Genomic DNA, 23,827 nt, shown 5'->3' with positions numbered 1-23,827 from the left:
GCGGTCGAACCCCGGCCGGTGGGCGAGCCTCGACTCCCGCGCCGGCGGCTCAGGCGGCCGGCCGCAGCGCCGACCGGATCCGGACCGTCGTCCCCTCGGGGCTCGGGACGGCGGTGACCTCGGCGACGGCGCTCATGATCGTCGAGCCGCGGCCGCGGTCCATGCTCGGGACGCGCTCCCGCCACTGGCCGTGGTCGCGGACGGTGATCTCCACGACGCTGTCCTCGACGACCGCGGTCACCTCGATGACCGGCTCGGTCGGGTGCTGGGCGTGCTCGATCGCGTTGCTGGCCGCCTCGCACGCTGCCAGGAGGAGGTCGTAGGACTGCTCCTCGCCGACCCCGGCGTCGGCCAGCAGGCTGCGGAGGCGGCGGCGCACGACGGGGATGGACGAGAGCGCGGACGGCAGCCGCCAGTGCGCCCGGTGCCCACCGTCCGGGGTGCCGGGCCGGGGCTCGGGAGCGGGCACCGGCCCCGGCCGCCCGACCGCCGTGGCGACCAGCGGGGCGGGCAGTGGGGAGGTCGCCGGCGGGGGTGGCTCGGCGACCCCGCCGGGCCCTGCCGGGGCCACGGCGCGCCCGGCTCCCCGCTCGAGCGCCACCCGGACCCGGGCGAGCAGCTCCGCGGCGCGGAACGGCTTGGCCAGGTAGTCGTCGGCGCCGGCCTCCAGCCCCTCGACGGAGGCTTCCTGCCCGGCCCGCGCGGTCAGCATGATCACCGGGAGGTGGCGGGTGGCCGGGTCGGCGCGCAGCGCCCGGAGCAGCTCGAAGCCGTCCACCCCGGGCATCATCACGTCGGTCAGCACGAGGGCCGGGCGCCGCTCGGCCACCGCGGCGAGCGCCTCCTCGCCGTCGGCCGCCGTGCGCACCGCCCAGAAGGGCCGCAGCAGCCGGGCGAGGTAGCCGCGCATGTCGGCGTTGTCGTCGACCACGAGCACCTCGGCCGCGTCCGGGGAGCCGTCGGGCCGCCCGGACGGGCGTGAGCCGGCCTGCTCCCAGCCCTCGGCCTCCCCGCGGGCGGCGTCGGAGGGGGCGGCCGCGTCGCCGTCGGTCGCGGCGTCGGGGGTGCCGTACGGCAGGGCGACGGTGAAGGTGCTGCCGCGCCCCGGCTCGCTGGTGACCGTGACGGTGCCGCCGTGCAGCGCGGCGAGCTCCTGCACCAGCGCCAGGCCGATCCCCGTGCCCTCGCGCGTCCGGGCGGCCGCCCCGGCGACGCGGTGGAAGCGCTGGAACAGCCGGGGGAGCTCCTCGGCGACGATGCCCACGCCGGTGTCCGCGACGGTGAGCACAAGGCGGTCGTCGGTCCCGCGGAGGGCCACGTCGATCCCGCCCACGAAGGTGTACTTCACCGCGTTGGCGAGGAGGTTGACGACGATCTTCTCCCACATGCGGGGGTCGACGTGGGCCGCGCGGTCCAGGGGCGGGCAGTCGACGGTGAGGCGCAGCCCGGCCCGCTCGGCGGCCGACCGGAAGATGCCGGCGAGCTCGGCGGTGAAGGTGGCCACGTCGGTCTCGACCCGCACCGGCGTGGCCCGCCCGGCCTCGATGCCGGCGAAGTCCAGGAGGTCGTCGACCAGGCGTCGCAGCCGCCGGCCGTTGCGGACGGCCAGGGTGACCAGCTCGCGCACATCGGGGGTGAGCGCGACGTCGGGGTCTTCGAGCACGTCGACGAGCGGGCCCAGCAGCAGGGTGAGCGGCGTGCGCAGCTCGTGGCTGACGTCGGCAAAGAACGTCGTCTTGGCGCGATCGAGCTCGGCGAGGGACTCGGCCCGCCGCCGCTCGCTCTCGAACGCCCGGACGGTCGTGACGGCGGCGGCGAACTGCCCGGCCATCACGTCGTGGAAGGAGGTGTAGTCCGCGTCCAGTGCGCGGTTCGGGTTGCGGCCGACCACCAGCCGGCCGAGCGGTCCGCCGTCGCCGCCGGTGGGCAGCGGCAGCACCACCGCATCGGTGACCGGATCGCCGAACGGGCCGCCCACGACTCCGAGCGCGGCCACGTCGCCGGGGAACCCCGCCGGGTCCAGCGGTGCGGTGGCCGGCAGCAGGTCGGCGGGGCACCCGGCGGCGGACACCAGGCGGAACCGCGCGTCGCCGGGCTCGGCCAGGTACACCGCGGCGAAGGGCACGTCCAGGCAGTCCTGGGTCAGTGTCCGGCACATGGCGGCGACCACCTCGGCCTCCTCGCCCAGCTGCGTGCCCACGGCGGCGAGCTGGCGCAGCAGGTGCTGGCGGCGGCGGCCGAGCACCTCGTGGGTGACCTCGGCGCAGACGGCGTGGATGCCGGCGACCCGGCCGTCGTCGTCGAAGGCCGGTGCGTGGGAGACGGTGAAGTAGGTCTCCTCCCGGTACCCGGCCCGCTCCAGCGGCAGCAGCAGCTCGGGCATCCACGACGCGTCGAGGGTGCTCATCGCGTGCTCGATGGGTGGCCGCAGGGCGTCCCACGTCTCGGGCTGGGTGAGCCGGATGTCCTTGCCGATCGCCGGGTGCTTCGCGCCGAGCACCGGGGCGTAGGCGTCGTTGTAGAACTGCAGCAGGTCGGGGCCCCAGCAGACGATCATCGGGAACCGCGAGACCAGCACCGTGCGGACGGCCATGCGAAGGCTCACCGGCCACGTCTCGACGGGGCCCACCGAGGTCGCGGACCAGTCGAAGGCCGCCATCAGCCGCGCGGCCTCGCCCCCGGCGGCGAAGAGCTCACCACCGTCGGCGCCCGCGGGCACACCGGGTCCCACACCCACCTCCACCGAGAAACCCTGCACGACCCCCCGGTCGGCTGCCCGACCGGCTCCGGCCCCGCGGGGGCCGGCTCCCGCCGCCCTTACAGGCGCTCCACGACGTAGTCGATGCACGCCGTCAGCGCCTGCACGTCGTCCGGGTGGACGGCGGGGAACATGCCGACCCGCAGCTGGTTGCGGCCGAGCTTGCGGTAGGGCTCCACGTCGACGATGCCGTTGGCGCGCAGTGTCGCGGCCAGCGCCGCGGCGTCGACGGAGCCGGCGAAGTCGACGGTGCCCACGACGTAGCTGCGGTGGTCGCGCTCGGTGACGAACGGCGCGGCGTACGCCGACCGCTCCGCCCAGCCGTAGAGCCGCGACGAGGACTCGCGGGTGCGCTCGACGGTGCCGGTCAGGCCACCCAGGGAGAGCATCCAGTCGATCTGGTCGGCGAGCAGGAACAGCGTGGCGACGGCCGGGGTGTTGTAGGTCTGGTCCTTCGCGGAGTTCTCGACGGCGACGGAGAGGTCGAGGAAGCCGGGCACCCAGCGGCCCGACGCCTTGATCTGGGCGATCCGCTGCAGTGCGTCGGCCGACATCAGCGCCACCCACAGCCCGCCGTCGGCGGCGAAGGACTTCTGCGGGGCGAAGTAGTAGACGTCGGTCTGCGAGACGTCGACGGGCAGGCCGCCGGCGCCGGAGGTGGCGTCGACGAGCACGAGGGCGTCCTCGGTGCCGCTGGGCCGGGAGATCGGGGCCATGACGCCGGTCGAGGTCTCGTTGTGCGCCCACGCGTAGGCGTCGACGCCCGGGGTCGCGGCCGGCACCGCCAGGGAACCGGGCGGGGCGGTGACGACGACCGGGTCGCCGAGGAAGGGCGCCTCCGCCGCCGCGGCGGCGAACTTCGCGGAGAACTCGCCGTAGGTGCCGAAAGCGGCGCGGTCGCGGATCAGCCCGAACAGCGCGGCGTCCCAGAAGGCGGTGGTCCCGCCGTTGCCGAGCACCACCTCGTAGCCGTCCGGGAGGTCGAACAGCTGGGTGAGCCCCTCCCGGATCCGGCGGACCAGGGCCCGCACCGGGGCCTGGCGGTGCGAGGTGCCCATGACCGCCGCCCCCGCGCCGGCCAGGGCGCGCAACGCCTCGGGGCGCACCTTGGACGGCCCGCACCCGAACCGGCCGTCGGCCGGCAGCAGCGCGGCGGGGATGGTGACGGTCATGCCGGGCGAAGCCTCTCGAGGTGACGTGCTGGAACATCCACCCTTCCCCCCACGCCGAGCTCGCGAGGCGTGGGGGGAAGGGTGGTCCTTCGTCAGGCCGGCTGGGCGGCCTGGTGGTTGATGGTGTCCCAGCCCTCGACGGCCTCGGGCTTGCGGGGCTCGGGCCCGATGTAGCGGGCCGACGGGCGCACGAGACGGCCGGTGTTCTTCTGCTCGAGGATGTGCGCGCACCAGCCGGCGGTGCGGGCGCAGGTGAACATCGAGGTGAACATGTGGCTGGGCACCTCGGCGAAGTCGAGGACGATCGCCGCCCAGAACTCCACGTTGGTCTCGACCGGCCGGTCGGGGCGCCGCTCGCGCAACTCCTTGAGGGCGGCGTTCTCCAGGGCCAGGGCGGCCTCGAAACGCGGGGCGCCGAGCTCCTGCGCCGACCGGCGCAGCACGCGGGCGCGCGGGTCCTCGGCGCGGTAGACCCGGTGGCCGAAGCCCATCAACCGCTCCTTGCGGTCGAGCAGGTCCTTCACGTACTTCTCGGCGTCGCCGGTCTTCTCGACGTCGTCGAGCATGTGCAGCACCCGGGAGGGGGCGCCGCCGTGCAGCGGGCCGGACATCGCGCCGATCGCGCCGGACATGGCGGCGGCGACGTCGGCGCCGGTGGAGGCGATGACGCGGGCGGTGAACGTCGAGGCGTTCATGCCGTGCTCGGCGGCGGAGGTCCAGTAGGCGTCGACCGCGGCCACGTGGCGGGGGTCGGGCTCGCCGCGCCAGCGGACCATGAAGCGCTCGACGATCGTCGCGGCCTCGTCGATGCGGCTCTGCGGGACGGCGGGGACGCCGATGCCGCGGGCGGACTGGGCGACGTAGGACAGCGCCATCACCGCGGCGCGAGCCAGCTGGTCGCGCGCCTCGTCGGCGCTGATGTCGAGCAGCGGGCGATAGCCCCAGAAGGGGGCCAGCATCGCCAGGGCGGCCTGCACGTCGACGCGCACGTCGCCGCTGTGCACCGGGATGGGGAACGGCTCGGCCGGCGGCAGCCCGGGGCCGAACTTGCCGTCGACCAGCAGCGCCCAGACGTTGCCGAAGGTGACCTTGCCGACCAGGTCCTCGATGTCGACGCCGCGGTAGCGCAGTGCACCGCCGTCCTTGTCCGGTTCGGCGATCTCGGTCTCGAAGGCGATGACGCCTTCCAGGCCGGGTACGAAGTCGTCGGCCATCTCGCATGCTCCTCTGCGCGCGGACCACGTGCGCGCAGGGAACTGGCGCACGGATTGCCTGCCGACCCTAGGCCGTCCACCCCGCGCCGGCACACGGGGGGCGGTGCGAGCGCCCTCCCGAGCCGCCGCGCGCGCCCGGTGTCAGCATGACGGCGTGCCCGACCTGACCCGCATGCGGAACGACTACACGCTGGGGCGGCTGCGCGAGGAGGAGCTCGCCCCCACGTGGGTCGAGCAGTTCGACCGCTGGTTCGCCGACGCGGTCGCCGCAGAGCTCCCCGAGCCCAACGCCGTCGTCGTGGCGACCGCCGACGCCGACGGCGCCCCGGACGCCCGGATCGTGCTGATGAAGGGCTACGACACCGACGGCATCGTCTTCGGCACCAGCTACGCCTCGGCCAAGGGTGCGCAGCTGGCGGTGAATCCGCGGGCCGCGCTCGTCTTCCCCTGGCACGCGCTGCAGCGGCAGGTGCGGGTGGGCGGGCGGGTGGAGCGGATCGGCGACGCCGCCTCCGACGGGCTGTGGGACCCCCGGCCGCGCGGGTCGCAGCTGGCCGCCGTCGCTTCGGTGCAGTCGACCGTCGTCGACTCCCGGGAGGAGCTCGAGGCGCGCGTGCGGCTGCTGGACGAGCAGACGCCGGAGGGGAAGCTGCCCCGGCCCGAGGTCTGGGGTGGCTACCGGGTGGTGCCCGACCGGGTGGAGTTCTGGCAGGGCGGCGCGGACCGGTTGCACGACCGGCTGCGGTTCGTGCGCGACTCGGCCGAGGGCGGGGGCTGGATCGTGCAGCGGCTCGCGCCGTGAGCCAGCCGGTCGACCCGGTCGAGGGCGGTGCGCCGGTCGAGGAGCCCGTCCCGGAGCGGGTGCGCCGGCGGGGCTGGGCGATCGACACCACGCCGCTGCGGGACCCGCGCTTCCGGCGGCTCTTCTGGGGCATCGCCACCACCACGATCGGCCAGCAGATGACGCTGGTGGCCGTCCCCTTCCAGGTCTACCTGCTGACCGGCTCGTCGTTCATGGTCGGCGTGACGTCGATCGTCGCGCTCGTCCCGCTGGTCGTCTTCGGGCTCCTCGGCGGCGCGATCGCGGACGCCATGGACCGCCGGCGGCTGCTGGTGATCACCTCGGTCGGCGCGGCGGTGACCAGCGCGCTGCTCGCGGCGCAGGCGCTGCTCCCGGGTGGGGGGAACCTCGTCCTCCTGTGGATCCTCACCGCGGCGGTCTCCGCCTTCACCGCCGTCAACTCACCGACCCGCTACGCCGTCATCCCGGCGCTCGTGGGCACGGCCGGCGTGCCCGCCGCGAACGCGCTCGCCATGACCGTCCGGCAGATCGGCGTGATCGTGGGCCCGCTCCTCGCGGGGCTGCTGATCGGCCTCGGGTCCCTGTTCACCGCCTACGCCATCGACGCCGTCGGTTTCGTGGTCGCCGCCGTGCTGCTCCGCGGGCTGCCGCCGCTGCCTCCGGGCCGGGACGCCGGGAAACTGCGGCTGGGTGCAGCCGTGCACGGGGTCTGGGAGGGCTTCGCGTTCCTGCGCACCCAGCCCGTGCTGCTCATGACGTTCGTCGTCGACGTCATCGCGATGCTGTTCGCCTGGCCCCAGGCGGTGTTCCCCGAGCTGTCCGAGACCCGGTACGCCGACTCGCCCAACAGCCTGGGCTGGCTGTTCGCGGGGATCTCGATCGGCGCGCTGGTCATGGGGCTGACCTCGGGCTGGGTGTCGAAGGTCGACCGGCAGGGCGCGGTCGTGATCGTCTCGATCGCGGTGTGGGGCGTGGCGATCATCGGCTTCGGCTACGCCCCGACGCTGTGGCTGGCGGTGCTGTGCCTGGCCGTCGCGGGGGCGGGGGACATGGTGAGCGCGGTGCTGCGCAGCGCGATGCTTCAGACGGCGGCCCCGGAGGAGATGCGCGGCCGGATGCAGGGCGTCTTCATCGTCGTGGTCACGGGGGGCCCGCGGCTGGGCGACCTGCGCGCCGGTGCGCTGGCCAGCGCTGCGGGCGTCTCGTTCGCGATGGTGTCCGGCGGCGTCGTCGTGGTGCTCGCGATGGTCGCCGTCGCGCTGCTGGTGCCCTCGTTCTGGCTGTTCCGGGCCTCCCGCTCGACCGTCGACCGCACCGGCTGACGGAAGGTCCGGCCGGGCTCGCCCGCCCCCGAGAGTGGCGAGGCCGGCCGGACGCCGGGAGGGCATAACCGGCACCTGCCGTTCCTACTCACCGGTACTCCCGGAGAGTGGGATCAGGCCAGTGTGGCGGCGACCGTGCGCAGGTCGGCGACCAGGGCGTCGTAGGCGGCGGCGCGGGCCTCGCCGGGGGTGCGCAGGATCGCCGACGGGTGCGTGGTCGCGAGGATCCACGTCTGGTGCGGCGCGTCCTCGTCGTCGTCCTCGGTCGGCGCCGGCGCGCCCGGCGGCGTCCAGGGCAGCAGCTGCCCGTGGTCGCGGGTGATGCGGAACGACGGGGAGATCAGCCCCTTGGCCGCCGTCGCGCCGAGCGCCACCACCACGTCGGGCTGCAGGATGGCGAGCTCCGCGTCGAGCCACGGCCGGCACGCGCGCAGGTGCTCCGGCCGCGGCGTCTGGTGGATCCGCCGCTTGCCCTTCACCGTGTGCGAGAAGTGCTTCACCGAGTTGGTGACGTAGCTGTCCCGCCGGTCGATGCCGGCGTCGGCCAGGGCCTTGTCCAGCAGCCGGCCGGCCGGACCGACGAAGGGCTCGCCCTTCCGGTCCTCCTGGTCGCCCGGCTGCTCGCCCACGAGGACCACCCGGGCGGTCTCGGGCCCCTCGCCGAACACCGTCTGGGTGGTGTCCTGCCACAGCTCGCAGGCCGTGCACCCGGCCGCTGCCGACCGCAGCTGCTCCAGGCCCACCCCGGAGGGCGGCTGGGCCACGCCGTCGCGCTCGCTCATGGGCCGATGAGACCGCACCGGCGCGGCGGTCGCGAGGTGAACAGTCGGGGTCACCACCCCGGGGCGGGTCGGTCGGCCCGCGGTGATCGTGAGCACCGCTACGGTTTCCGGCGGTGGTGCCGGCAGCAGGAGGAGACAGGTGCTCGAGTTCGACGGGCTGCAGAAGAGCTTCGGCGACCTCCGCGTCCTCGACGGCGTGGGCTTCGCGGTGGCGCCGGGGTCGATGTTCGGCTTCTGCGGCTCCAACGGGGCGGGGAAGACGACGACGATGCGGATCGCCATGGGGCTGGTCAGGCCCGACGCGGGCGAGGTGCGCTGGCAGGGCCGCCCGCTGGACGAGGCCGCCCGCAGCCGCATCGGTTACATGCCGGAGGAGCGCGGGCTCTACCCGAAGATGAAGGTCGGCGAGCAGGTCACCTACTTCGCCCGGCTGCACGGCATGGACGCCGCCGCCGCGGCCAGGGCGTCGGAGGAGTGGGTGGGCCGGCTCGGCCTCGGTGACCGCCGCGGCGACCCGGTGGAGAAGCTGTCGCTGGGCAACCAGCAGCGGGTGCAGCTCGCCGCCGCCCTGGTGAGCCGGCCCGAGGTGCTCATCCTCGACGAGCCGTTCTCCGGCCTCGACCCGGTCGGCGTCGACTCCCTGGCCGAGGCGCTGCTGGAGCAGGTGCGCACCGGCGTCCCCGTCGTCTTCTCCAGCCACCAGCTGGACCTCGTCGAGCGGCTGTGCGACTCGGTCGGCATCCTCGCCCGCGGCCGCATGGTCGCCACCGGCACCGTCGACGAGCTGCGCCGGCGCGAGGCGGGCCGGTTGCTCCGGGTCGTCGTCCCCGACGCGCCGCGGGGCTGGGCCGACGCGCTGCCCGGCGTCCGCGTGGTCTCGGAGTCCGCCGGTGACACGCTGCTCGACCTCGGCGCCGGCGGCGACGACCAGGCCGTCCTCGCGACCGCCGTCCGCACCGGGCGGGTCACCCACTTCGCCTGGCGCGAGCCCACCCTCGTGGAGCTGTTCCGCGAAGCCGTCGCCCAGCCGCAGGAGGTGGCCGCGTGACCGCGCCGAGCACCCTGAGCAGCACCGCCAAGGTCCGGCTGGTCGCTGCGCGCGAGCTCTCCACCCGGATCCGGGACAAGAGCTTCATCATCAGCTCGATCGTCATCCTGGTCGCCATCGTCGGTGCGATGGCCTTCCAGGTGGTCGTCAGCTCCGGCGGCGACGAGACGCGGGTCGGCGTCGTGGGCGGCGCCCCCGCCGTGACCGCCTCTCTCGAGGCCCAGGGGGAGGCGTTGGACGTCGACGTCACCGTGGTCGAGCTCGACGACGAGGCCGCCGCCCGCGCCGCGGTGGACGCCGAGGAGGTCGACGGCGCCCTGCTGGCCGGCGCCGGCCCGGAGCTGCTGGTGCGCGAGTCCGCCGGTGGGGCCCTGCAGGCGGTCGTGCAGGGCGCGGTCGGCCAGCTCGCCGTCGCCGAGCAGCTCGCCGAGGCCGGCCTCACCGGCCTGGACGTGCCCGAGGTCGAGGTCACCCCGCTGGAGAGCGGCGCCGCGGCCGACGGCCAGCGGGTCGTCACGGCGATCATCGGTGTCGTCCTGCTCTACAGCCTGCTGATCCTGTTCGGCCAGTTCATCGCGCAGGGCGTGGTCGAGGAGAAGGCAAGCCGGGTCGTCGAGCTGCTGCTGGCGACCATGCGCCCGTGGCAGTTGCTCGCCGGCAAGATCCTCGGCCTGGGGGTGCTGGCGCTGGGCCAGATGGTGCTGATCGGCGTCGTCGGCGTCGTGGGGGTCCTCGCCTTCGACGTGGTCGAGGTGCCCGGGGAGCTGATCGGCACCGTGCTCACGGTGATCGCCTGGTTCCTGCTCGGCTACGCCTTCTACGCCGCGGTCTTCGCGGTGGCGGCCTCGCTGGTGAGCCGCCAGGAGGACCTCGCCACGGTGCTCATGCCGACGTCCATGGTCCTGATCGTCGCCTTCTTCGTCGGCATCCAGGCCGCCTCCGACCCCTCCGGCGGCCTGGCCCGGGTGACGTCGTACGTGCCGGGGCTCTCACCGCTGGTCATGCCGGTGCGGCAGGCCGCCGGCGACGTCGCTGCCTGGGAGGTCGGGCTGGCCGTGGCGCTGATGCTGGCCGCCATCGCGCTGATCGTCCGGCTCGGCGGCCGGGTCTACGCCGGGGCGCTGCTGCGCACCAGCGGGAAGATCAAGGTCCGGGAGGCGCTGCGCGCCGAGCGCGTCTGAGGATTGGCCGCCGGGGCGGGCCGGGTAGCCGGGCGGCATGGCGATGCAGCTGGGCTACACGATGATGACCGAGCAGGCCGGGCCGAGGGACCTCGTCCGCCACGTGGTCGGTGCCGAGGAGGTGGGCTTCGACTTCGCCGTCAGCAGCGACCACTACTTCCCGTGGCTGGACGAGATGGGTCACTCGCCCAACGCCTGGGTGACCCTGGGCGCTGCGGCGCAGGCCACCAGCCGCATCCCCCTGATGACCTACGTGACCTGCCCCACGTTCCGCTACCACCCGGCGGTCGTGGCGCAGCAGGCCGCGACCCTGCAGATCCTCTCCGAGGGGCGCTTCACCCTGGGCCTCGGCGCGGGGGAGAACCTCAACGAGCACGTCGTCGGCGGCGGGTGGCCCGGGGCCGACGTGCGGCACGAGCGGATCGTCGAGGCCCTGGAGATCATCCGCGACCTGTTCGACGGCAAGGGGTACACCAACTTCCGCGGCGAGCACTTCGACGTCGAGTCCGCGAAGCTCTGGGACCTCCCGGAGAAGCGGGTGCCCATCGGGTTCGCCGCCGGCGGGAAGCAGGCGGCCAGGATCGCCGGTGAGCTGGCCGACGTCCTGATCGCGACCGACCCCCTGAGCGAGCTCGTCGAGGAGTTCGAGGGCGCCGGCGGTGCCGGCAAGTCCAAGATCGCGCAGATGCCGATCAGCTTCGGCGCCGACGAGGAGGCCGCGGTGCAGCGGGCGCACAGCCTCTTCCGCTGGTTCGGCCTGGGCTGGAAGGTCAACGCCGAGCTGCCCGGTCCGGCGGCCTTCGAGGGCGCGTCCCAGTTCGTCACGCCGGACGACGTCGCCGGGTCGATCCCCTGCGGCGACGACGTCGAGGCGGTCATCGAGGCCGCCGGGGAGTACGCCGAGGCGGGGTTCACCCACCTGGCCCTGGTGCAGATCGGCGGGGACCAGCAGGAGCCCTACCTCGACTGGGTGCGCAGCTCGCTGATGCCGGCCTGGCGCGAGGCCTTCGGCAGCTGATCGGGTGATCCCGCCGCCGCGGGCCGCTCCCTTGGGGTGAGGTCCGACCGCGAGGGGGCGCGCCGCGCGCCCCCTCGCCGCGATCATCGGCGGCATGACCGAGGACCTGGACGGGCGGCTGCGGCGGCTGCTCGCCTCCGACGACGCCGACGCGCTGATCGACCTCGGCTGCGACCTGGCCGACGCCGGCCGGCAGACCGACGCCGAGGCCTGCTTCCGCCGCGCGTTCGACCTGGGTGACTCGGTCGCCGCGTTCAACCTCGGCAACTCCCTCGCCGCGCAGAGCCGCTGGGAGGAGGCGGTCGACGCCTACGAGGTCGCACTGCGCGGCGGAGAGGCCGACGCCTGGCGCAACCTCGGCCTGGTGCTGGAGGACCTCGGCGACCTCGCCGGAGCCATGCGCGCCTACCGGGGCGCCGCGGCCGCGGGCGACCTGGAGGGCGGGCTGCAGCTGGCCTTCCTGCTCCGCGAGCAGGGTGAGCGCGAGCAGGCCATGGCGGTGGCCGAGGAGTTCGCCGCCGCCGGCGACGAGGAGGCGGCGGCCGTCGTCGCCTGCTGGCGCTGGTGCTCGTCGCTGGACCCGGCCCTGGAGGAGGACCTCCGCGCCGGCCAGCACCACTTCCCGGCCGCCCGCGCCGACCTCGCGCACCTCCTGCGCGAGACCGGCCGCGCGGCAGAGGCCCGCTCGGTGCTCGAGCGTGGCGCCAAGCTCGGCGAGCAGGTGGCCTGGCTGCCGCTGGGCAACCTCTACCGCGAGGAGCTCGGCGACGAGGAGGCGGCCGAGGAGGCCTACCGCAGCGGCATCGCCGCCGGTGACCCCTACTGCCACCAGAACCTCGGCGTGCTGCTGGCCGACCGCGGCGACCTCGAGGGGGCGGTCGAGCAGTTCCGCCTGGGCGCGGCGGCCGGCGACCAGCTCGCGGCGCAGTGCCTCTGGGAGCTCGAGCACTGAGAGGACCCCGTCCTCCTCATCCCTCGCGGGCTCGGGGTGAGCCGCTGGACGGGGCCTGTATCGGGGGCGACACGAATGCGTCACCTGCATCCCCGATAATCGCGGTGTGAGCGAAGCCACTGTCGACGTCGCCGATCTCCGCCGCCACGGTGCGCCTGGTGCCGCTGACCGGGCGGACGACGAACCGCTGCGGGAGGACATCCGCCTCCTGGGGCGCGTCCTCGGCGAGGTGATCGGCGAGCAGGCCGGGCCCGACGTGCTGGAGCTGGTCGAGTCCACCCGCGTCGAGGCGTTCCGCATCCGCCGCTCGGAGGTGGACCGCGCCGAGCTCGCCGACCGGCTCGCCGGGCTCGACGTCCGCTCGGCCAACCACGTCATCCGCGCTTTCAGCCACTTCTCGCTGCTGGCCAACCTCGCCGAGGACATCCACCACGAGCGCCGCCGGCGGCACCACCGGCGCGCGGGGTCCCCACCGCAGCAGGGCAGCCTGGCGGCGGCGTTCGCGCTGCTGGACGAGGCGGGCGTCCGCGAGGACACGGTCGCCCGCGAGCTCGCCGGCGCCCTGGTCTGCCCGGTCGTCACCGCCCACCCCACCGAGGTGCGCCGCAAGACCGTCTTCCAGGTGCAGCGGCAGGTCACCGAGCTGATCCGGCAGCGCGACCGCGCCGCTGACGGCGACGTGGACCCGCAGTGGTCGGCCCGGCTCTGGCGCTCGGTGCTGACGCTGTGGCAGACGGCGCTGCTGCGGCTCTCCCGGCTGCGGCTGACCGACGAGATCGACGAGGCGCTGCGCTACTACGAGCTCTCGCTGTTCGAGGTGGTACCGGCGATCAACGCCGAGGTGCGCCGCGCGGTCGAGCAGCGCTGGCCCGGGGCCGGGGTGCTGCGCCGGCCGATGCTGCTGCCTGGCTCGTGGATCGGCGGCGACCGCGACGGCAACCCCTTCGTCACCGCCGAGGCGCTGCGCCGGGCCACCTCCCGGCAGGCCGCGACGGCCCTGACGCACCACCTGGCCGAGCTCGCGGCGCTCCGCGACGAGCTGTCGATGTCCGACCGGCTGGTCACGCCGACGCCCGAGCTCTACCACCTCGCCGAGGCCTCGCGGGACGACTCCCCGTTCCGCGCCGACGAGCCCTACCGGCGGGCGCTCACCGGCATCTCCGCGCGGCTGGCGGCCACCGCCGCACGGGTGCCGGGGGCGGAGCCGGGGGACCCCGGGGCGCTGCCGCCGCTGCCCCCGTACGACGGTCCCGACGAGCTGCGCGCCGATCTGGACGTCGTCGACGCCTCGCTGCGCAGCCACGGGGCCGGGGCCCTCGCCGACGACCGCCTGCTGCGCCTGCGGGAGTCGGTCGAGGTGTTCGGCTTCCACCTGTGCGGGCTGGACCTGAGGCAGAACTCGTCGGTGCACGAGCAGGTGGTCGCGGAGCTGCTCGCCTGGGCCGGGGTGTGCGACGACTACGCCGGGCTCGACGAGGCCGCGCGGGTGGAGCTGCTGGCCGGCGAGCTGGCCCTGCGCCGGCCGCTGGTCCGGCCCGGCGCCGAGCTGTCGGAGGAGACCCGGAAGGAGCTCGACGTCCTGCTCGCTGCGGCCGAGCGGGTGGAGCTGCTGGGGCCGCGGACGATCCCGAACTACGTGATCAGCATGTGCGAGTCGGTGAGCGACGTCCTCGAGGTCGCCGTCCTGCTCAAGGAGGTCGGCCTGCTCGACCCGGCCGGCGCTTCGTCGTCCCAGACCCACCCCGGTCCCACCTGCCCGGTGGGCATCTCACCGCTGTTCGAGACGATCGACGACCTGCAGGCCGCCGCCACCACCCTCGGCGCCGTGCTCGGCCAGCCCCTGTACCGCCGGCTCCTGGCCAACCGCGGCGACGTGCAGGAGGTCATGCTCGGCTACTCCGACAGCAACAAGGACGGCGGCTACCTCGCCGCCAACTGGGCGCTCTACCGGGCCGAGCTGGACCTGGTCGAGCTCGCCCGCCGCGAGGGCATCCGGCTGCGGCTCTTCCACGGCCGCGGCGGCACCGTGGGCCGCGGCGGCGGGCCCAGCTACGAGGCGATCCGCGCCCAGCCGCCGGGCGCGGTGGCCGGCGCGCTGCGGGTCACCGAGCAGGGGGAGGTGATCGCCGCCAAGTACGCCGACCCCGACCTCGCCCGGCGGAACCTCGAGGCGCTCGTCGCCGCCACCCTGGAGTCGACGCTGCTCGACGTCGAGGGGCTCGGCGCCGACGCGGAGGAGGCCTACGCCCTGCTCGACGACCTCGCCGCCCGCGCTCAGCGCGCGTACCGGGAGCTGGTGCACGACACCCCCGGGTTCGTGCAGTGGTTCCGCGCGGCCACGCCGATCGGCGAGCTGGCCGAGCTCAACATCGGCAGCCGCCCGCCCTCGCGGAAGGCCGGGGACTCCATCGCCGACCTCCGGGCGATCCCGTGGGTGTTCAGCTGGTCGCAGACGCGGATCATGCTGCCCGGCTGGTACGGCACCGGCTCCGCGCTCGAGGAGTGGGTCGGGGACTCCGCGGAGCGGCTGGAGCGCCTGCGCGAGCTGCACCGGCGGTGGCCGTTCTTCCGCACGGTGCTGTCCAACATGGGCATGGTGCTGGCCAAGACCGACCTCGGGCTCGCGGCCCGCTACGCCGAGCTCGTGCCGGACGAGGAGCTGCGCTCCCGGGTCTTCGACACGATCGTCGCCGAGCACGAGCGCACCTGCCGGATGGCGCTGGCGGTCACCGGCGACGACGACCTGCTGGCCGACAACCCGTCGCTGGCCCGCTCGATCCGCAACCGGTTCCCCTACCTCGAGCCGCTGCACCACCTGCAGGTCGAGATGCTGCGGCGGCGGCGCGGCGGGGAGGACGACGAGCTCACCAGCCGCAACATCCAGCTGACCATCAACGGCATCGCGACCGCGCTGCGCAACAGTGGCTGAGCCGGGGCTGCGCACCGCGACCCGCTGCGACCTCCCGGCCGCGGCGGAGGCGCTGGGGCTGTCGCCGGCCGCGCTGGCCCCGGCGGTGCTCGACCCCTGGGCGCGGGTGCTGGTCGGCGACGAGGGCCAGGTGGCGCTGGTCCGCCGGCAGTGGACCGAGGACGCCACCGCGGTCGCCGTGGTCATCCGCCGGGCGGGGGTGCCGCTGGACCACCCGGTCGTGCTCGCCGCCGCGGCCGCGTGGGGCTGCGACCGGGTGCGGCACCTCGCGACCGGCCGGTCCGTCGAGGTGCCGGCGCCCCCCGCCGACGCGCCCCTCCCGCTGCGCTTCGCCCACCTGGCCGCGCTGGCGGCCACCCGTGTGGAGACCGCGGTCGCGCTCGCCCACGGCACCGGGGAGGCGCGGACCAAGCACGACGGCAGCCCCGCGGTCGCCGCCGACGACGCCGCCCACGCTGCTGCCGCCGCCGTCCTGGGGAACCTGGGCGTGCCGGTGCTCAGCGAGGAGAGCCGCGACACCGTGGTCGCCGCCGGGCGGCCCTGGGTCGTGCTCGACCCGCTCGACGGCACGGGGAACTTCGCCGCCGGCCTGCCGCCGTGGGCGTTCTCCGCCGCGCTGGTGCACGAGGGCCGGCCGGTGGCCGGGCTGGTCGCCGACCTCTCCTCGGGGCGGCGGTGGGCCGCGGTCGAGGGGCACGGCGCGGTGCGCGACGGGGTGCCGGTGCACACCCGGGCCGGCGGCACCGTCGTCGTCCCCAGCGGGCCGCGGGGCGGGGCGGTGGCGGTGCCCGCGACGGCCCGCCGGGTGCGGATCACCGGCTGCACCGCCGTCGACCTCTGCCTGGTCGCCGACGGTGCGGCGGCGGCCTGGCACGACCTCGACCGCGGCGGCACCCACGTGCACGACGTCGCCGGCGGGCTGGCGGTGCTGCTGGCGGCCGGGGGCGCGGTCCTCACCGACCGCGGGGAGCCGCTCCGGCTGCTGCCCGACACCGGCGCGCTGATCCGCTTCGTGGCCGCCGCCGACGAGGCGGCGGCGCGGGAGCTGCTGGCCGCGCTGCGCTGACTCAGCGCCCCCGGGCGGCGGCCTCCCGCACGGCGGCCAGCAGGGACTCGCGCTCGTGCAGGGTCGTGCGGGCCCGGCCCCGGCTCGCGCCGAGGGCCTGCTCGGCGGCGTCGATGGCCCGCCAGTCGTCGAGCAGCACCGGCTCGGCCCCGCGCGCCTGCAGGGTGCGCACCAGGTCGTCGGCCGGGCCGCGCACCCGCAGCGCGCCGTCCGCGGCGTCCGCGAGCAGCGCCGCGACGGTCTCGCGGGCGTCGTGCTTGTTGTGCCCGACCACCCCGGTGGGGCCGCGCTTGATCCAGCCGGCCACGTACTCGCCGGCCGAGGGCGCGCCGTCGCGGAGCACCCGGCCCACGCCGTCGTGGGCGACGGTGCCGGTGCGCCGGTCGACCGGCAGGCCGGGCAGCGGGGTGCCGAGATAGCCCACCGAGCGCACCACGAGGTCGGCCGGGAGCACCTCGAACTCGCCGGTGCCGATCGCGCGGCCGTCGCCGTCGACGGCGGTGCGCTCCACCTCGACGCCGGTGACCCGCTCGGTCCCGAGCAGCCGCACCGGGCGGGAGTAGAAGCGCAGCCGCAGCCGCGTGCGGCCGGGCTCCGGCTCGTGGGCCGCCCACTCGCGCAGGACGGCGAGGTTGCGGGTGGCGTTGCGGTCGGCCGCCGCGCGCTCCTCGGTCTCCGCGTCGAGCTCCAGGTCGGCGGGGTCGACGAGCACGGTCGCCGCGGCGAGCCCGCCGAGCTCGCGCAGCTCCTGGGTGGTGAAGGTGGCCTGCGCCGGACCGCGGCGGCCGAGCACCGTCACCTCCTCGACGGGCGCGGCCGCCAGCACGTCGATGACGTGCTGCGGCATGTCCGTGGGCTCGAGCTCCTCGGCGGTGCGGGCGAGGATGCGTCCGACGTCGAGCGCGACGTTGCCCACCCCGACGACCACGGCGCTCCGGACGCCGGCCAGGGCCGCCTCCACCCTCGCGCGGTCGGCGTCGGGGTGACCGGTGTACCAGGCGACGAGGTCGGTCGCGGCGAGGCTGCCGGGCAGCTCCTCGCCCTCGATGCCCAGGTGCCGGTCGAGGGCCGCGCCGTAGGTGTAGAGGACGGCGTCCACGTGGGCGCGGAGCTCGTCCAGCGAGAGGTCGGTGCCGACCTCCACGTTCCCCACGAAGCGCACCAGGGGGTGGTCGAGGCTGCGGTGCAGCGTGTCGCGGATCGCCCGCATCTTCGGGTGGTCGGGGGCGATGCCGTGGCGGACGAGACCGAAGGGGGTGGGGAGCCGGTCGACCAGGTCGACGGCGACCGGGATCTCGCTCTGCCGGGTGAGTGCGTCGGCGGCGTAGATGCCGGCCGGACCGGCGCCGACGACCGCCACGCGCAGCGGGTGGTCAGCGGTCGGGGGAGGGGGAACGCCGTCGTCGACCACCCTGGCATCCTGACCCGGCCGGGGCTGCGCCACCAGGGCAATCGTCCGGGCCGTTCGATCCGCGTCGTCCCCAGGAGGCCCCGTGTCCGTCGTCGTCGTCGCCACCATCGCCCCGAAGCCGGAGGAGGTGGACGCCGTCCGGGAGGCGATCCTCGCCGCCGTACCGCAGGTGCACGCCGAGCCCGGCTGCGAGCTCTACGCGCTGCACGAGGGTGACGGCGTCTTCGTCATGGTGGAACGGTGGGAGAGCCCGGAGGCGCTCCGCACCCACGGCAAGGCCGAGGCGCTCACCACCCTGGGCGGCGCGCTGGCGGGCAAGCTCGCCGCCCCGCCGGAGGTGCGCCGGCTCAGCGCCGTCCCGGCGGGGGAGCCGGGCAAGGGCGCGCTCTAGCCCCTGGTCGCGGTCGCGGTCGCGCGGCAGGCGTGGTTGTGGTCCAGGTCGTCCTCGATGTACTGGACCATCGCCACCCGGCCGCCGGCGACCAGCGGGTCCTCGTCGCAGCGCTGCCGGGCGTCCGCGCGGTCGTCGGCGCCGGCGAGCCAGCTGTCGAGGCCGGCCAGGTCGCTGTCCTCCGGCACCTCACCGACGATCCGGCCCCACTGGTAGCCGGTCGAGTACAGCCCCACCCGGCCGTCCCGCTCGGTCAGGTACCGGGTCATGCCCTCGAGCGCCGCCCGGTTGCGCTCGAGCGCGTCGGAGGACCCGAGCTGCCAGGTGTTCATCGTCTCGACGTCGAGCCACCACGTGTAGCGCCCGGGCCGGCTGTCCAGCTGCACCGAGCGGGCGGCGGGGCGGAAGAAGGACTCCACGCTGGTGCGCGCCCGCTCCCAGCCGTACTGCCACGAACACGCGGTCGAGTTGCTGCCGTCGCAGTCGCCGTAGGGCGTGTCGCCGTCGTCGGGCCAGGTCGTGACCAGGTGGCGCACCTGCCCGGGGTTGGCGGTGTTGAGGTAGAGCTGCAGCGGTTCCTGGCCGGGCACCTCGCCCGACGAGCCGGCGGCCCACTCCAGCTGTTCCGCGAGGCACGGGTTGGTGCGGGTCGCCAGGCCGCCGTTCACGCCGACGACGGCGAAGGCGGCGTCGTGGGGGAGCTCGGTGCCGCACTGGGGGTGGGAGACGTCGTAGCCGACGCTGCTCCGCTCGGGCTCCCGCTCGACGGGCGCGGCCGAGGCCGCGGCGGGCGGTCCCACCAGGGCGGCCACCGCGGTCAACGTGATCGCCCAACGTGACCGGTGTCTCATCCACCTCGACGGTACACGCGCCGCGAGCGGTCCCGGTTCAGACGGCCTGGCAGACCGGGCACCAGTAGAGGTTGCGCCCCACCATGACCTGGGTGCGGATCTCCGTGCCGCAGACCCGGCAGGGCAGGTCGGTGCGCCGGTAGACGTAGTGGGCGTCCTCGCGCGTCACCGCCCCGCCGCGGCGGGACCGGTCATCGGGGCGGGTGGTCACGATGCGGCCCATCCGGACGCCGGACCGCATGAGGGTCACCAGGTCCCGCCACATGGCGGCCCACAGGTCGGCGCCGATCTCGCGGCCGGGGCGGAACGGCGAGACCCGGTGCCGGAACAGCAGCTCGGCGCGGTAGACGTTGCCGACGCCGGCCAGCACCGACTGGTCCATGAGGAGCGCACCGACCGCCGTGCGGCTGCCCGCGATGCGCCGGTGGGCGAGCGCGCCGTCGGCGCGGGGCCGCAGCGGGTCGGGGCCGAGCCTGCCCAGGATCCGGTCGACCTCCGGCGTGGTCAGCACCTCGCAGGCGGTGGGGCCGCGCAGGTCGCCCCAGACCCCGGCGCCGTCCGGCCCGTCGCCCACCCAGCGCATGCGCAGGGCGCCCTTGGCCACCGGCGGCGTGCCGACGCCGGTGAGGAACGTGCCGTAGAGGCCCAGGTGCACGTGCAGGTGGTCGCCGCCGAAGCGGGCGAACAGGTGCTTGCCGTAGGAGAAGACCTCGTCGAGCACCCGGCCGTCCAGCAGCGCGGCACCGGCCTCGAACCGCCCCTGCGGGCTGGTCACGTGCACCGGGCGGCCGGCGAAGGGGAGCTGCAGGTGCTGCGCCAGGCGGAAGAGGGTGTGGCCTTCGGGCACCCGCGCAGCCTAGGTCGCGGCCCGCGCCGCCTGCTCAGCGGTCGGCGGTCACCAGGCCGAAGTGCGGCCGGTCCGCCGGGGCCACCAGGTCCGCCGTCTCGGGGTGCTGCTGGATGTAGTGCCGGACGAACGAGCAGTACGGCAGCACCGTGAGCCCCCGCTCCCGAGCCGCGGAGAGCACCCCGGCGACCAGCACCTTGCCGAGGCCCTGCCCGCCCATGGCGGGGTCCACCTCGGTGTGCGGGAGGGTCATCTGCCCGTTCTCGACGTGGTAGCTGGCCAGTCCGACGACGCGCTCGCCCTGCCGGACCTCGAACCGTCCCCGCTCGGGGACGTCGACCACCGTGGTCTCCATGGTTGTGACCCACCTTCCCTGACCCCCGGCCACGCTGCCGGAGCTCGGCTCGGACCCCAGCACCGTAACCCGCTGGAAGCGTGCGCTCTCTCTCCCGTACCGACGAGTCGGGTGCTCACCGGGTTCCGCCGGGCCAACCGATAGCCTCTGGGCGTCGGTCCGGGGCGAGAGATCGCGCCGTGGCCCCCGTAGCTCAGGGGATAGAGCATCGGTTTCCTAAACCGTGTGTCGCAGGTTCGAATCCTGCCGGGGGCACCCACGAGTGCTAACCGTTGACCCCCGGTCGGGCTGACCGTTGGTCACCGGTCGGCCTCCCGGGGGACGCTGAACGGCCCCGCCGGCCCCGATGAGGGGGTCCGGCGGGGCCGTCGTCGTGTGTGCGGGGTGGTCGCGGCCGCGGTCGCGGTTCCGTGGCTGCCGTGCCGCCGCCGTGGGGGCGTCCGGGGCCCTCTGCGGGCATGCCGAGGCCCCGGCGCGCCCGTCGTGGGCGCGCCGGAGCGTGGGTGGTGCGGTGCGGGGTGGTGCGGCCGGTGGCTAGGCGCCCGGTGGTGCGCCGGCGCGGGCGTCGCCGGCGGCGGCGAGCTCGCGGCGGGCGTCGATGCGCTCGCGCATCTCGTGGCGCAGCCGGTTGTGCATGCGCGGCTTGCGGGTGGCCCGCGGGGCCGGGCGGTGGCCGGCAACGGCCAGGGCGGCCGCGGCGGCGGCCTTGTCCTGGCGGGCGGTGAAGGTCTGCATCAGGCGCAGGTTGGCCGCCATCACCAGGAACAGCGTCATCAGGCTGACCCGGGCCAGGCCCATGACGCGGAACCGGCCGCGGGTGACGTTCTGCGCGGCGTCGTTCTTGACGTTGCCGAAGATGCCCTCGACGCGGTTGCGCCGGTTGATGCTGTCCCACCACTCGGCCGACCCGTGCGGCAGCGGCTGCCAGAACGGCAGCTCGGTCATCTGCACCCGGGACTTCTCCTGCCCGCAGATCTTGGGCAGCGCGCGCGGGGTGAACACCGTCGGGTCGGTCGTCGGCCGGCGCGCGCTCGGGGCCTTGCCCATCGAGTGCGGCTTGAGGTCGCAGCGCAGCGACCCGAGCAGCTTCATCGCCTTACAGCCGAAGTCCCAAGAACCGTCGTCGCGGCGGCCGCCGACGGCGTGCAGCGCGTACGGGGCCCGCTGGGCGATCTGGGCTTGGTACGCGAGGATCTCGGCCTTGGTTGCGCCGACCTTCGGCGGGGTGAGGTCGCGCAGGTGCTCGGGCAGCCGCGGGCTGTAGGGCTGCCCGTCGACGACGATCGCGCCGTTGAGCAGCGGCCAGCGGCCCTGCCCGATCTGGTGGGCGGTGAGGTAGTGCACCGAGTCGAAGCCGAGGGCGAACACCGGCCAGATCCAGTCGTCGGCCCGCTCGACCTCGGAGGTGTAGAAGCGGTCGGCGAGGATGTCGCGGCGGGGCCGGTGCTCGCGGCCGGCGGCCTCGTCGGCGCGCTCGTGGTCGGCGACCATCCGGGTGAGCAGCTCCAGCCCGGCGACGCGGGAGTCGGCGTTGGCCGCGGTCAGCTCGAGCCGCTCGGTCAGGCACGGGGTGTCGGGGCCGCCGACCTCGCCGACGCGGACCACGCCGTGCAGCCAGTAGCCGAACCAGCCGCTGCCCTTGCCGTTCCACCGGGCGTCGGGGTCGCTGATCATCTCCGGGCGGCGGGGCTGCTTGTGGAACTGGTGGGCCCAGCTGGCCACCTCGGAGGCGTCCACGGCGTAGGAGCCGGTGTGCACGGTCTCGGGCAGGGTGGCGTCCAGGCCGCGGTCGAGCACGTACCGCAGCCGGTTCAGGTTGACCGCCAGGGCCTCGGCATGCGCGGCCTCGAGCTCGCGGTGCAGGTCGCGGCGCAGCGCCCGGTTGTCCTCGCCGGGGTGCTGCTCGCGGATGGCCTCGTGGCCGGCGCGGCGGGCGGCGAGGTTGTGCGGTGAGTGCGGCGACGGATCCAGGGCATGCGCGACCTGGTTGAACAGCCGGGACACCATCCGCTCGGTGAGCCGCTCGGGCACGCCGAGGCGGTGCTTGTCCGACGGGTGCAGGGCGTTGAGCAGCGCGACCGCGTCGCGGACGATCATCGCCTGCTCGGCCAGGGCGAGCAGCAGCAACCCGACAAGCAGGGTGCGGACGCGCAGCACCCGGACGCGGCCGCCGGTGGGGCGCCTTTCCTGGGCGGGCAGCAGCGACTCGAGGTAGCCCACCAGCGGGCCGCGGTCGACAGTGGCCTCGGCCAGAGCGACCAGTGCGCGCGGCACCCGCACGACGGTCACCTTGTCCGGGCCGACCAGTGGCGCGTCGGCCGAGGCGGCGGCGAGCGCAGCCCAGCCACCGGGCCGCCCGCGGACCGGCAGCGTGACCTCCACGTCCCCGTCCGCGCCGCCGGGGCCGTCGGCGGGGTCGTCGGGCAGGACCTCGCCGGTGTGCGGGTCGATCCTCACGGCTGCTCCTGCAGGGGCGGTCGCGGGGCGGGGTGGGTGAGCCCGGGCAGCAGCAGCTGCCCGGCGGTGGGCAGCGGACCGGTGCTGCAGCGCAGCGCGGCCTCGTAGGCAGCGTCGTCGAGCGCAGGCAGCCGGGCGGACAGCGATCCGAGGATGCGCTCGCCGCCGATGCCGGCGGCGCGCAGCAGCGCCGGGTAGGGCACGCCGCCGGCCAAGACCGCGGCCAGCCAGGTGTGCCGCAGGCGCAGCGCGTTGAGCGTGAACCGCTGCTCGGCCGCCCAGCCGGAGGAGTCGATGACCCGGTCGGTGACCTGGGTGGCGCGCGGCAGCCGCTCCAGCAGCGGCCGCTCGCCGGCGGCGGCCGCGGCGTCGAGGACGGCGCCCTCACACGTGGCGAGCACGGGGATCCGCCGCGGCGACGGGCCGGCGGTCGTGAACGCGACCGCGTCCGCGGTGCGGGTGACCGCCTCGCCGGTGACGTGCACCGGCTTGCCGTCGACGACGGAGACCAGGTCCTCGTTGCGGGCGCCGGTGCCGCAGATCAGCCAGACCATCCGGGCCAGGCGCTCGCCGACGCGCCCGCCGAAGCGGGGGCTGCGGTGCGCGGCGCAGAAGTCGAGGACCTCCTCCAGCTCGGCCGCGGTGAGCGGGGCGGCGGGCTCGCCGGCGGTGAACTTCCGCGCCGGCGGCGGAGTGGAGGGCACCAGGACGCGGCCGATGGTCCGCAGCCGGGCGTTGTAGGCGGAGGCGAACTGCGGCGGCACGGTAAACGCGTCGGCTCCGTGGCCGACGCGCCCGCCGGCGAGGGTGGTGGCGACCGCGTCGGGGCCGTACCAGCCGGCGACGGTGCGGTTGGTGCCCAGCAGTAGGTGGACCCGGGCGTGCAGGCCCATCGCCCAGCCAATGTTGCCGCCGCCGCGGCGGGCGCCGGCCGGCCAGCCGACGGCCATGCCGAGGCGGACCAGGTCGGCGACCAGGGCCCACTGCTCGTCGGACAACGAGCGGTTGCGGTAGCCGGTGATCGCGTCGGTGGCCTCGGTGGGCAGCTCGGCCAGCGCGATCGCCAGCCGCACTGCCACCTCGTCCTCCGCCGGCGCCGGGTTCGTCTCGGCCGGCGGGACCGCTGTGGGGGCGGGTGCCGGCCCCGGGCGGTGGCGGCGCGGCGCTCGCGGCGCAGCCGCCGCCGGCTTGCGGGCCGCGGCGCCGCTGCGGGTGAACGCCGGGTCAGCCACGGCGGACACCGCGAACCGGCCCGGGGGTCGCCGCCATGC

The 23,827-nt window shown here is 75.4% G+C and carries 19 protein-coding genes and 1 tRNA gene; 10 read left to right on the top strand and 10 right to left on the bottom strand.

What is annotated here, in order from left to right; translation table 11 throughout:
- Window positions 1–49: 49 nt before the first annotated feature.
- The 3 genes from ACI794_RS05565 to ACI794_RS05555 all read right to left on the bottom strand — a co-directional run bounded on the left by ACI794_RS05565 (window position 50) and on the right by ACI794_RS05555 (window position 5,144).
- Entirely contained in the window at window positions 50–2,743 is a 2,694-nt protein-coding gene (locus tag ACI794_RS05565; RefSeq protein ID WP_456615823.1) for an ATP-binding protein, read from the bottom strand.
- Window positions 2,744–2,817: 74 nt separating this feature from the next.
- Window positions 2,818–3,930, bottom strand: coding sequence for a phosphoserine transaminase (gene serC / locus ACI794_RS05560; RefSeq protein ID WP_456615822.1), 1,113 nt, complete (start codon window positions 3,928–3,930; stop codon window positions 2,818–2,820).
- Window positions 3,931–4,022: 92 nt separating this feature from the next.
- The gene (locus tag ACI794_RS05555; RefSeq protein WP_456579476.1) at window positions 4,023–5,144 is read right to left on the bottom strand and encodes a citrate synthase 2; all 1,122 of its coding nucleotides are present in this window, start codon (window positions 5,142–5,144) and stop codon (window positions 4,023–4,025) included.
- A gap of 154 nt (window positions 5,145–5,298) precedes the next feature.
- Here ACI794_RS05555 and pdxH point away from each other — a divergent pair, with 154 nt between their 5' ends.
- Window positions 5,299–5,946, top strand: coding sequence for a pyridoxamine 5'-phosphate oxidase (pdxH, locus tag ACI794_RS05550; RefSeq protein ID WP_456601061.1), 648 nt, complete (start codon window positions 5,299–5,301; stop codon window positions 5,944–5,946).
- Window positions 5,943–7,268 carry an MFS transporter gene (locus ACI794_RS05545; RefSeq protein ID WP_456615821.1) on the top strand — a complete coding sequence of 442 codons (1,326 nt, stop codon included), beginning with the start codon at window positions 5,943–5,945 and terminating at the stop codon, window positions 7,266–7,268. The genes pdxH and ACI794_RS05545 overlap by 4 nt, the downstream gene beginning before the upstream one ends.
- Before the next feature lie 113 nt (window positions 7,269–7,381).
- On the opposite strand, the gene ACI794_RS05540 is transcribed toward ACI794_RS05545, so the two are convergent.
- Window positions 7,382–8,050, bottom strand: a complete 669-nt coding sequence (locus tag ACI794_RS05540) for a UdgX family uracil-DNA binding protein (RefSeq protein WP_456601059.1) — start codon at window positions 8,048–8,050, stop codon at window positions 7,382–7,384.
- Between the two features lie 139 nt (window positions 8,051–8,189).
- Between ACI794_RS05540 and ACI794_RS05535 the strand changes: the two genes are divergently transcribed.
- The 6 genes from ACI794_RS05535 (at window position 8,190) to ACI794_RS05510 (ending at window position 16,244) form a co-directional block, all read left to right on the top strand.
- Entirely contained in the window at window positions 8,190–9,098 is a 909-nt protein-coding gene (locus tag ACI794_RS05535) for an ABC transporter ATP-binding protein (RefSeq protein WP_456601058.1), read from the top strand.
- Window positions 9,095–10,279 carry an ABC transporter permease gene (locus ACI794_RS05530; RefSeq protein WP_456615820.1) on the top strand — a complete coding sequence of 395 codons (1,185 nt, stop codon included), beginning with the start codon at window positions 9,095–9,097 and terminating at the stop codon, window positions 10,277–10,279. Before ACI794_RS05535 ends, ACI794_RS05530 begins: the two co-directional genes overlap by 4 nt.
- A 37-nt stretch (window positions 10,280–10,316) precedes the next feature.
- Window positions 10,317–11,297, top strand: a complete 981-nt coding sequence (locus ACI794_RS05525) for a TIGR03557 family F420-dependent LLM class oxidoreductase (protein WP_456601056.1) — start codon at window positions 10,317–10,319, stop codon at window positions 11,295–11,297.
- A 94-nt stretch (window positions 11,298–11,391) separates the two neighbouring features.
- Window positions 11,392–12,249, top strand: a complete 858-nt coding sequence (locus ACI794_RS05520) for a tetratricopeptide repeat protein (RefSeq protein ID WP_456601055.1) — start codon at window positions 11,392–11,394, stop codon at window positions 12,247–12,249.
- Window positions 12,250–12,355: 106 nt separating this feature from the next.
- Complete coding sequence (ppc, locus tag ACI794_RS05515; protein WP_456615819.1) at window positions 12,356–15,178, top strand: phosphoenolpyruvate carboxylase; 2,823 nt, start codon at window positions 12,356–12,358, stop codon at window positions 15,176–15,178.
- Window positions 15,171–16,244 (top strand): inositol monophosphatase family protein, encoded by a 1,074-nt coding sequence (locus tag ACI794_RS05510; RefSeq protein ID WP_456615818.1) that lies wholly within the window; start codon window positions 15,171–15,173, stop codon window positions 16,242–16,244. The genes ppc and ACI794_RS05510 overlap by 8 nt, the downstream gene beginning before the upstream one ends.
- Window position 16,245: 1 nt before the next feature.
- On the opposite strand, the gene ACI794_RS05505 is transcribed toward ACI794_RS05510, so the two are convergent.
- Window positions 16,246–17,655, bottom strand: coding sequence for an NADP oxidoreductase (locus tag ACI794_RS05505; RefSeq protein ID WP_456615817.1), 1,410 nt, complete (start codon window positions 17,653–17,655; stop codon window positions 16,246–16,248).
- An 82-nt stretch (window positions 17,656–17,737) separates the two neighbouring features.
- Here ACI794_RS05505 and ACI794_RS05500 point away from each other — a divergent pair, with 82 nt between their 5' ends.
- Entirely contained in the window at window positions 17,738–18,046 is a 309-nt protein-coding gene (locus tag ACI794_RS05500) for a putative quinol monooxygenase (RefSeq protein ID WP_456615816.1), read from the top strand.
- Here ACI794_RS05500 and ACI794_RS05495 read toward each other — a convergent pair.
- The 3 genes from ACI794_RS05495 to ACI794_RS05485 are packed head-to-tail and all read right to left on the bottom strand — an operon-like array spanning window position 18,043 to window position 20,099.
- A complete protein-coding gene (locus ACI794_RS05495; RefSeq protein ID WP_456615815.1) occupies window positions 18,043–18,897 on the bottom strand; it encodes a hypothetical protein in 855 nt (284 codons plus the stop codon). The two genes, ACI794_RS05500 and ACI794_RS05495, sit on opposite strands and share 4 nt — an antisense overlap.
- Before the next feature lie 37 nt (window positions 18,898–18,934).
- A complete protein-coding gene (locus ACI794_RS05490; RefSeq protein WP_456579463.1) occupies window positions 18,935–19,744 on the bottom strand; it encodes an Fpg/Nei family DNA glycosylase in 810 nt (269 codons plus the stop codon).
- 34 nt (window positions 19,745–19,778) lie between these two features.
- On the bottom strand, window positions 19,779–20,099 hold the full coding sequence (locus ACI794_RS05485; protein WP_456615814.1) for a GNAT family N-acetyltransferase: 321 nt from the start codon (window positions 20,097–20,099) through the stop codon (window positions 19,779–19,781).
- Between the two features lie 182 nt (window positions 20,100–20,281).
- Here ACI794_RS05485 and ACI794_RS05480 point away from each other — a divergent pair.
- Window positions 20,282–20,354: transfer RNA gene (locus ACI794_RS05480), tRNA-Arg, on the top strand.
- 279 nt (window positions 20,355–20,633) lie between these two features.
- Here the strand turns inward: ACI794_RS05480 and ACI794_RS05475 are convergent.
- Window positions 20,634–22,556, bottom strand: a complete 1,923-nt coding sequence (locus tag ACI794_RS05475) for a hypothetical protein (RefSeq protein WP_456579461.1) — start codon at window positions 22,554–22,556, stop codon at window positions 20,634–20,636.
- Complete coding sequence (locus ACI794_RS05470) at window positions 22,553–23,788, bottom strand: hypothetical protein (protein WP_456579460.1); 1,236 nt, start codon at window positions 23,786–23,788, stop codon at window positions 22,553–22,555. The genes ACI794_RS05475 and ACI794_RS05470 overlap by 4 nt, the downstream gene beginning before the upstream one ends.
- Window positions 23,789–23,827: the final 39 nt, after the last annotated feature.

This window comes from Blastococcus sp. SYSU DS0541, from assembly GCF_054050875.1.
Note: the sequence above shows the minus strand (reverse complement) of the source record. Positions and strands in the feature narration are given on the sequence as shown.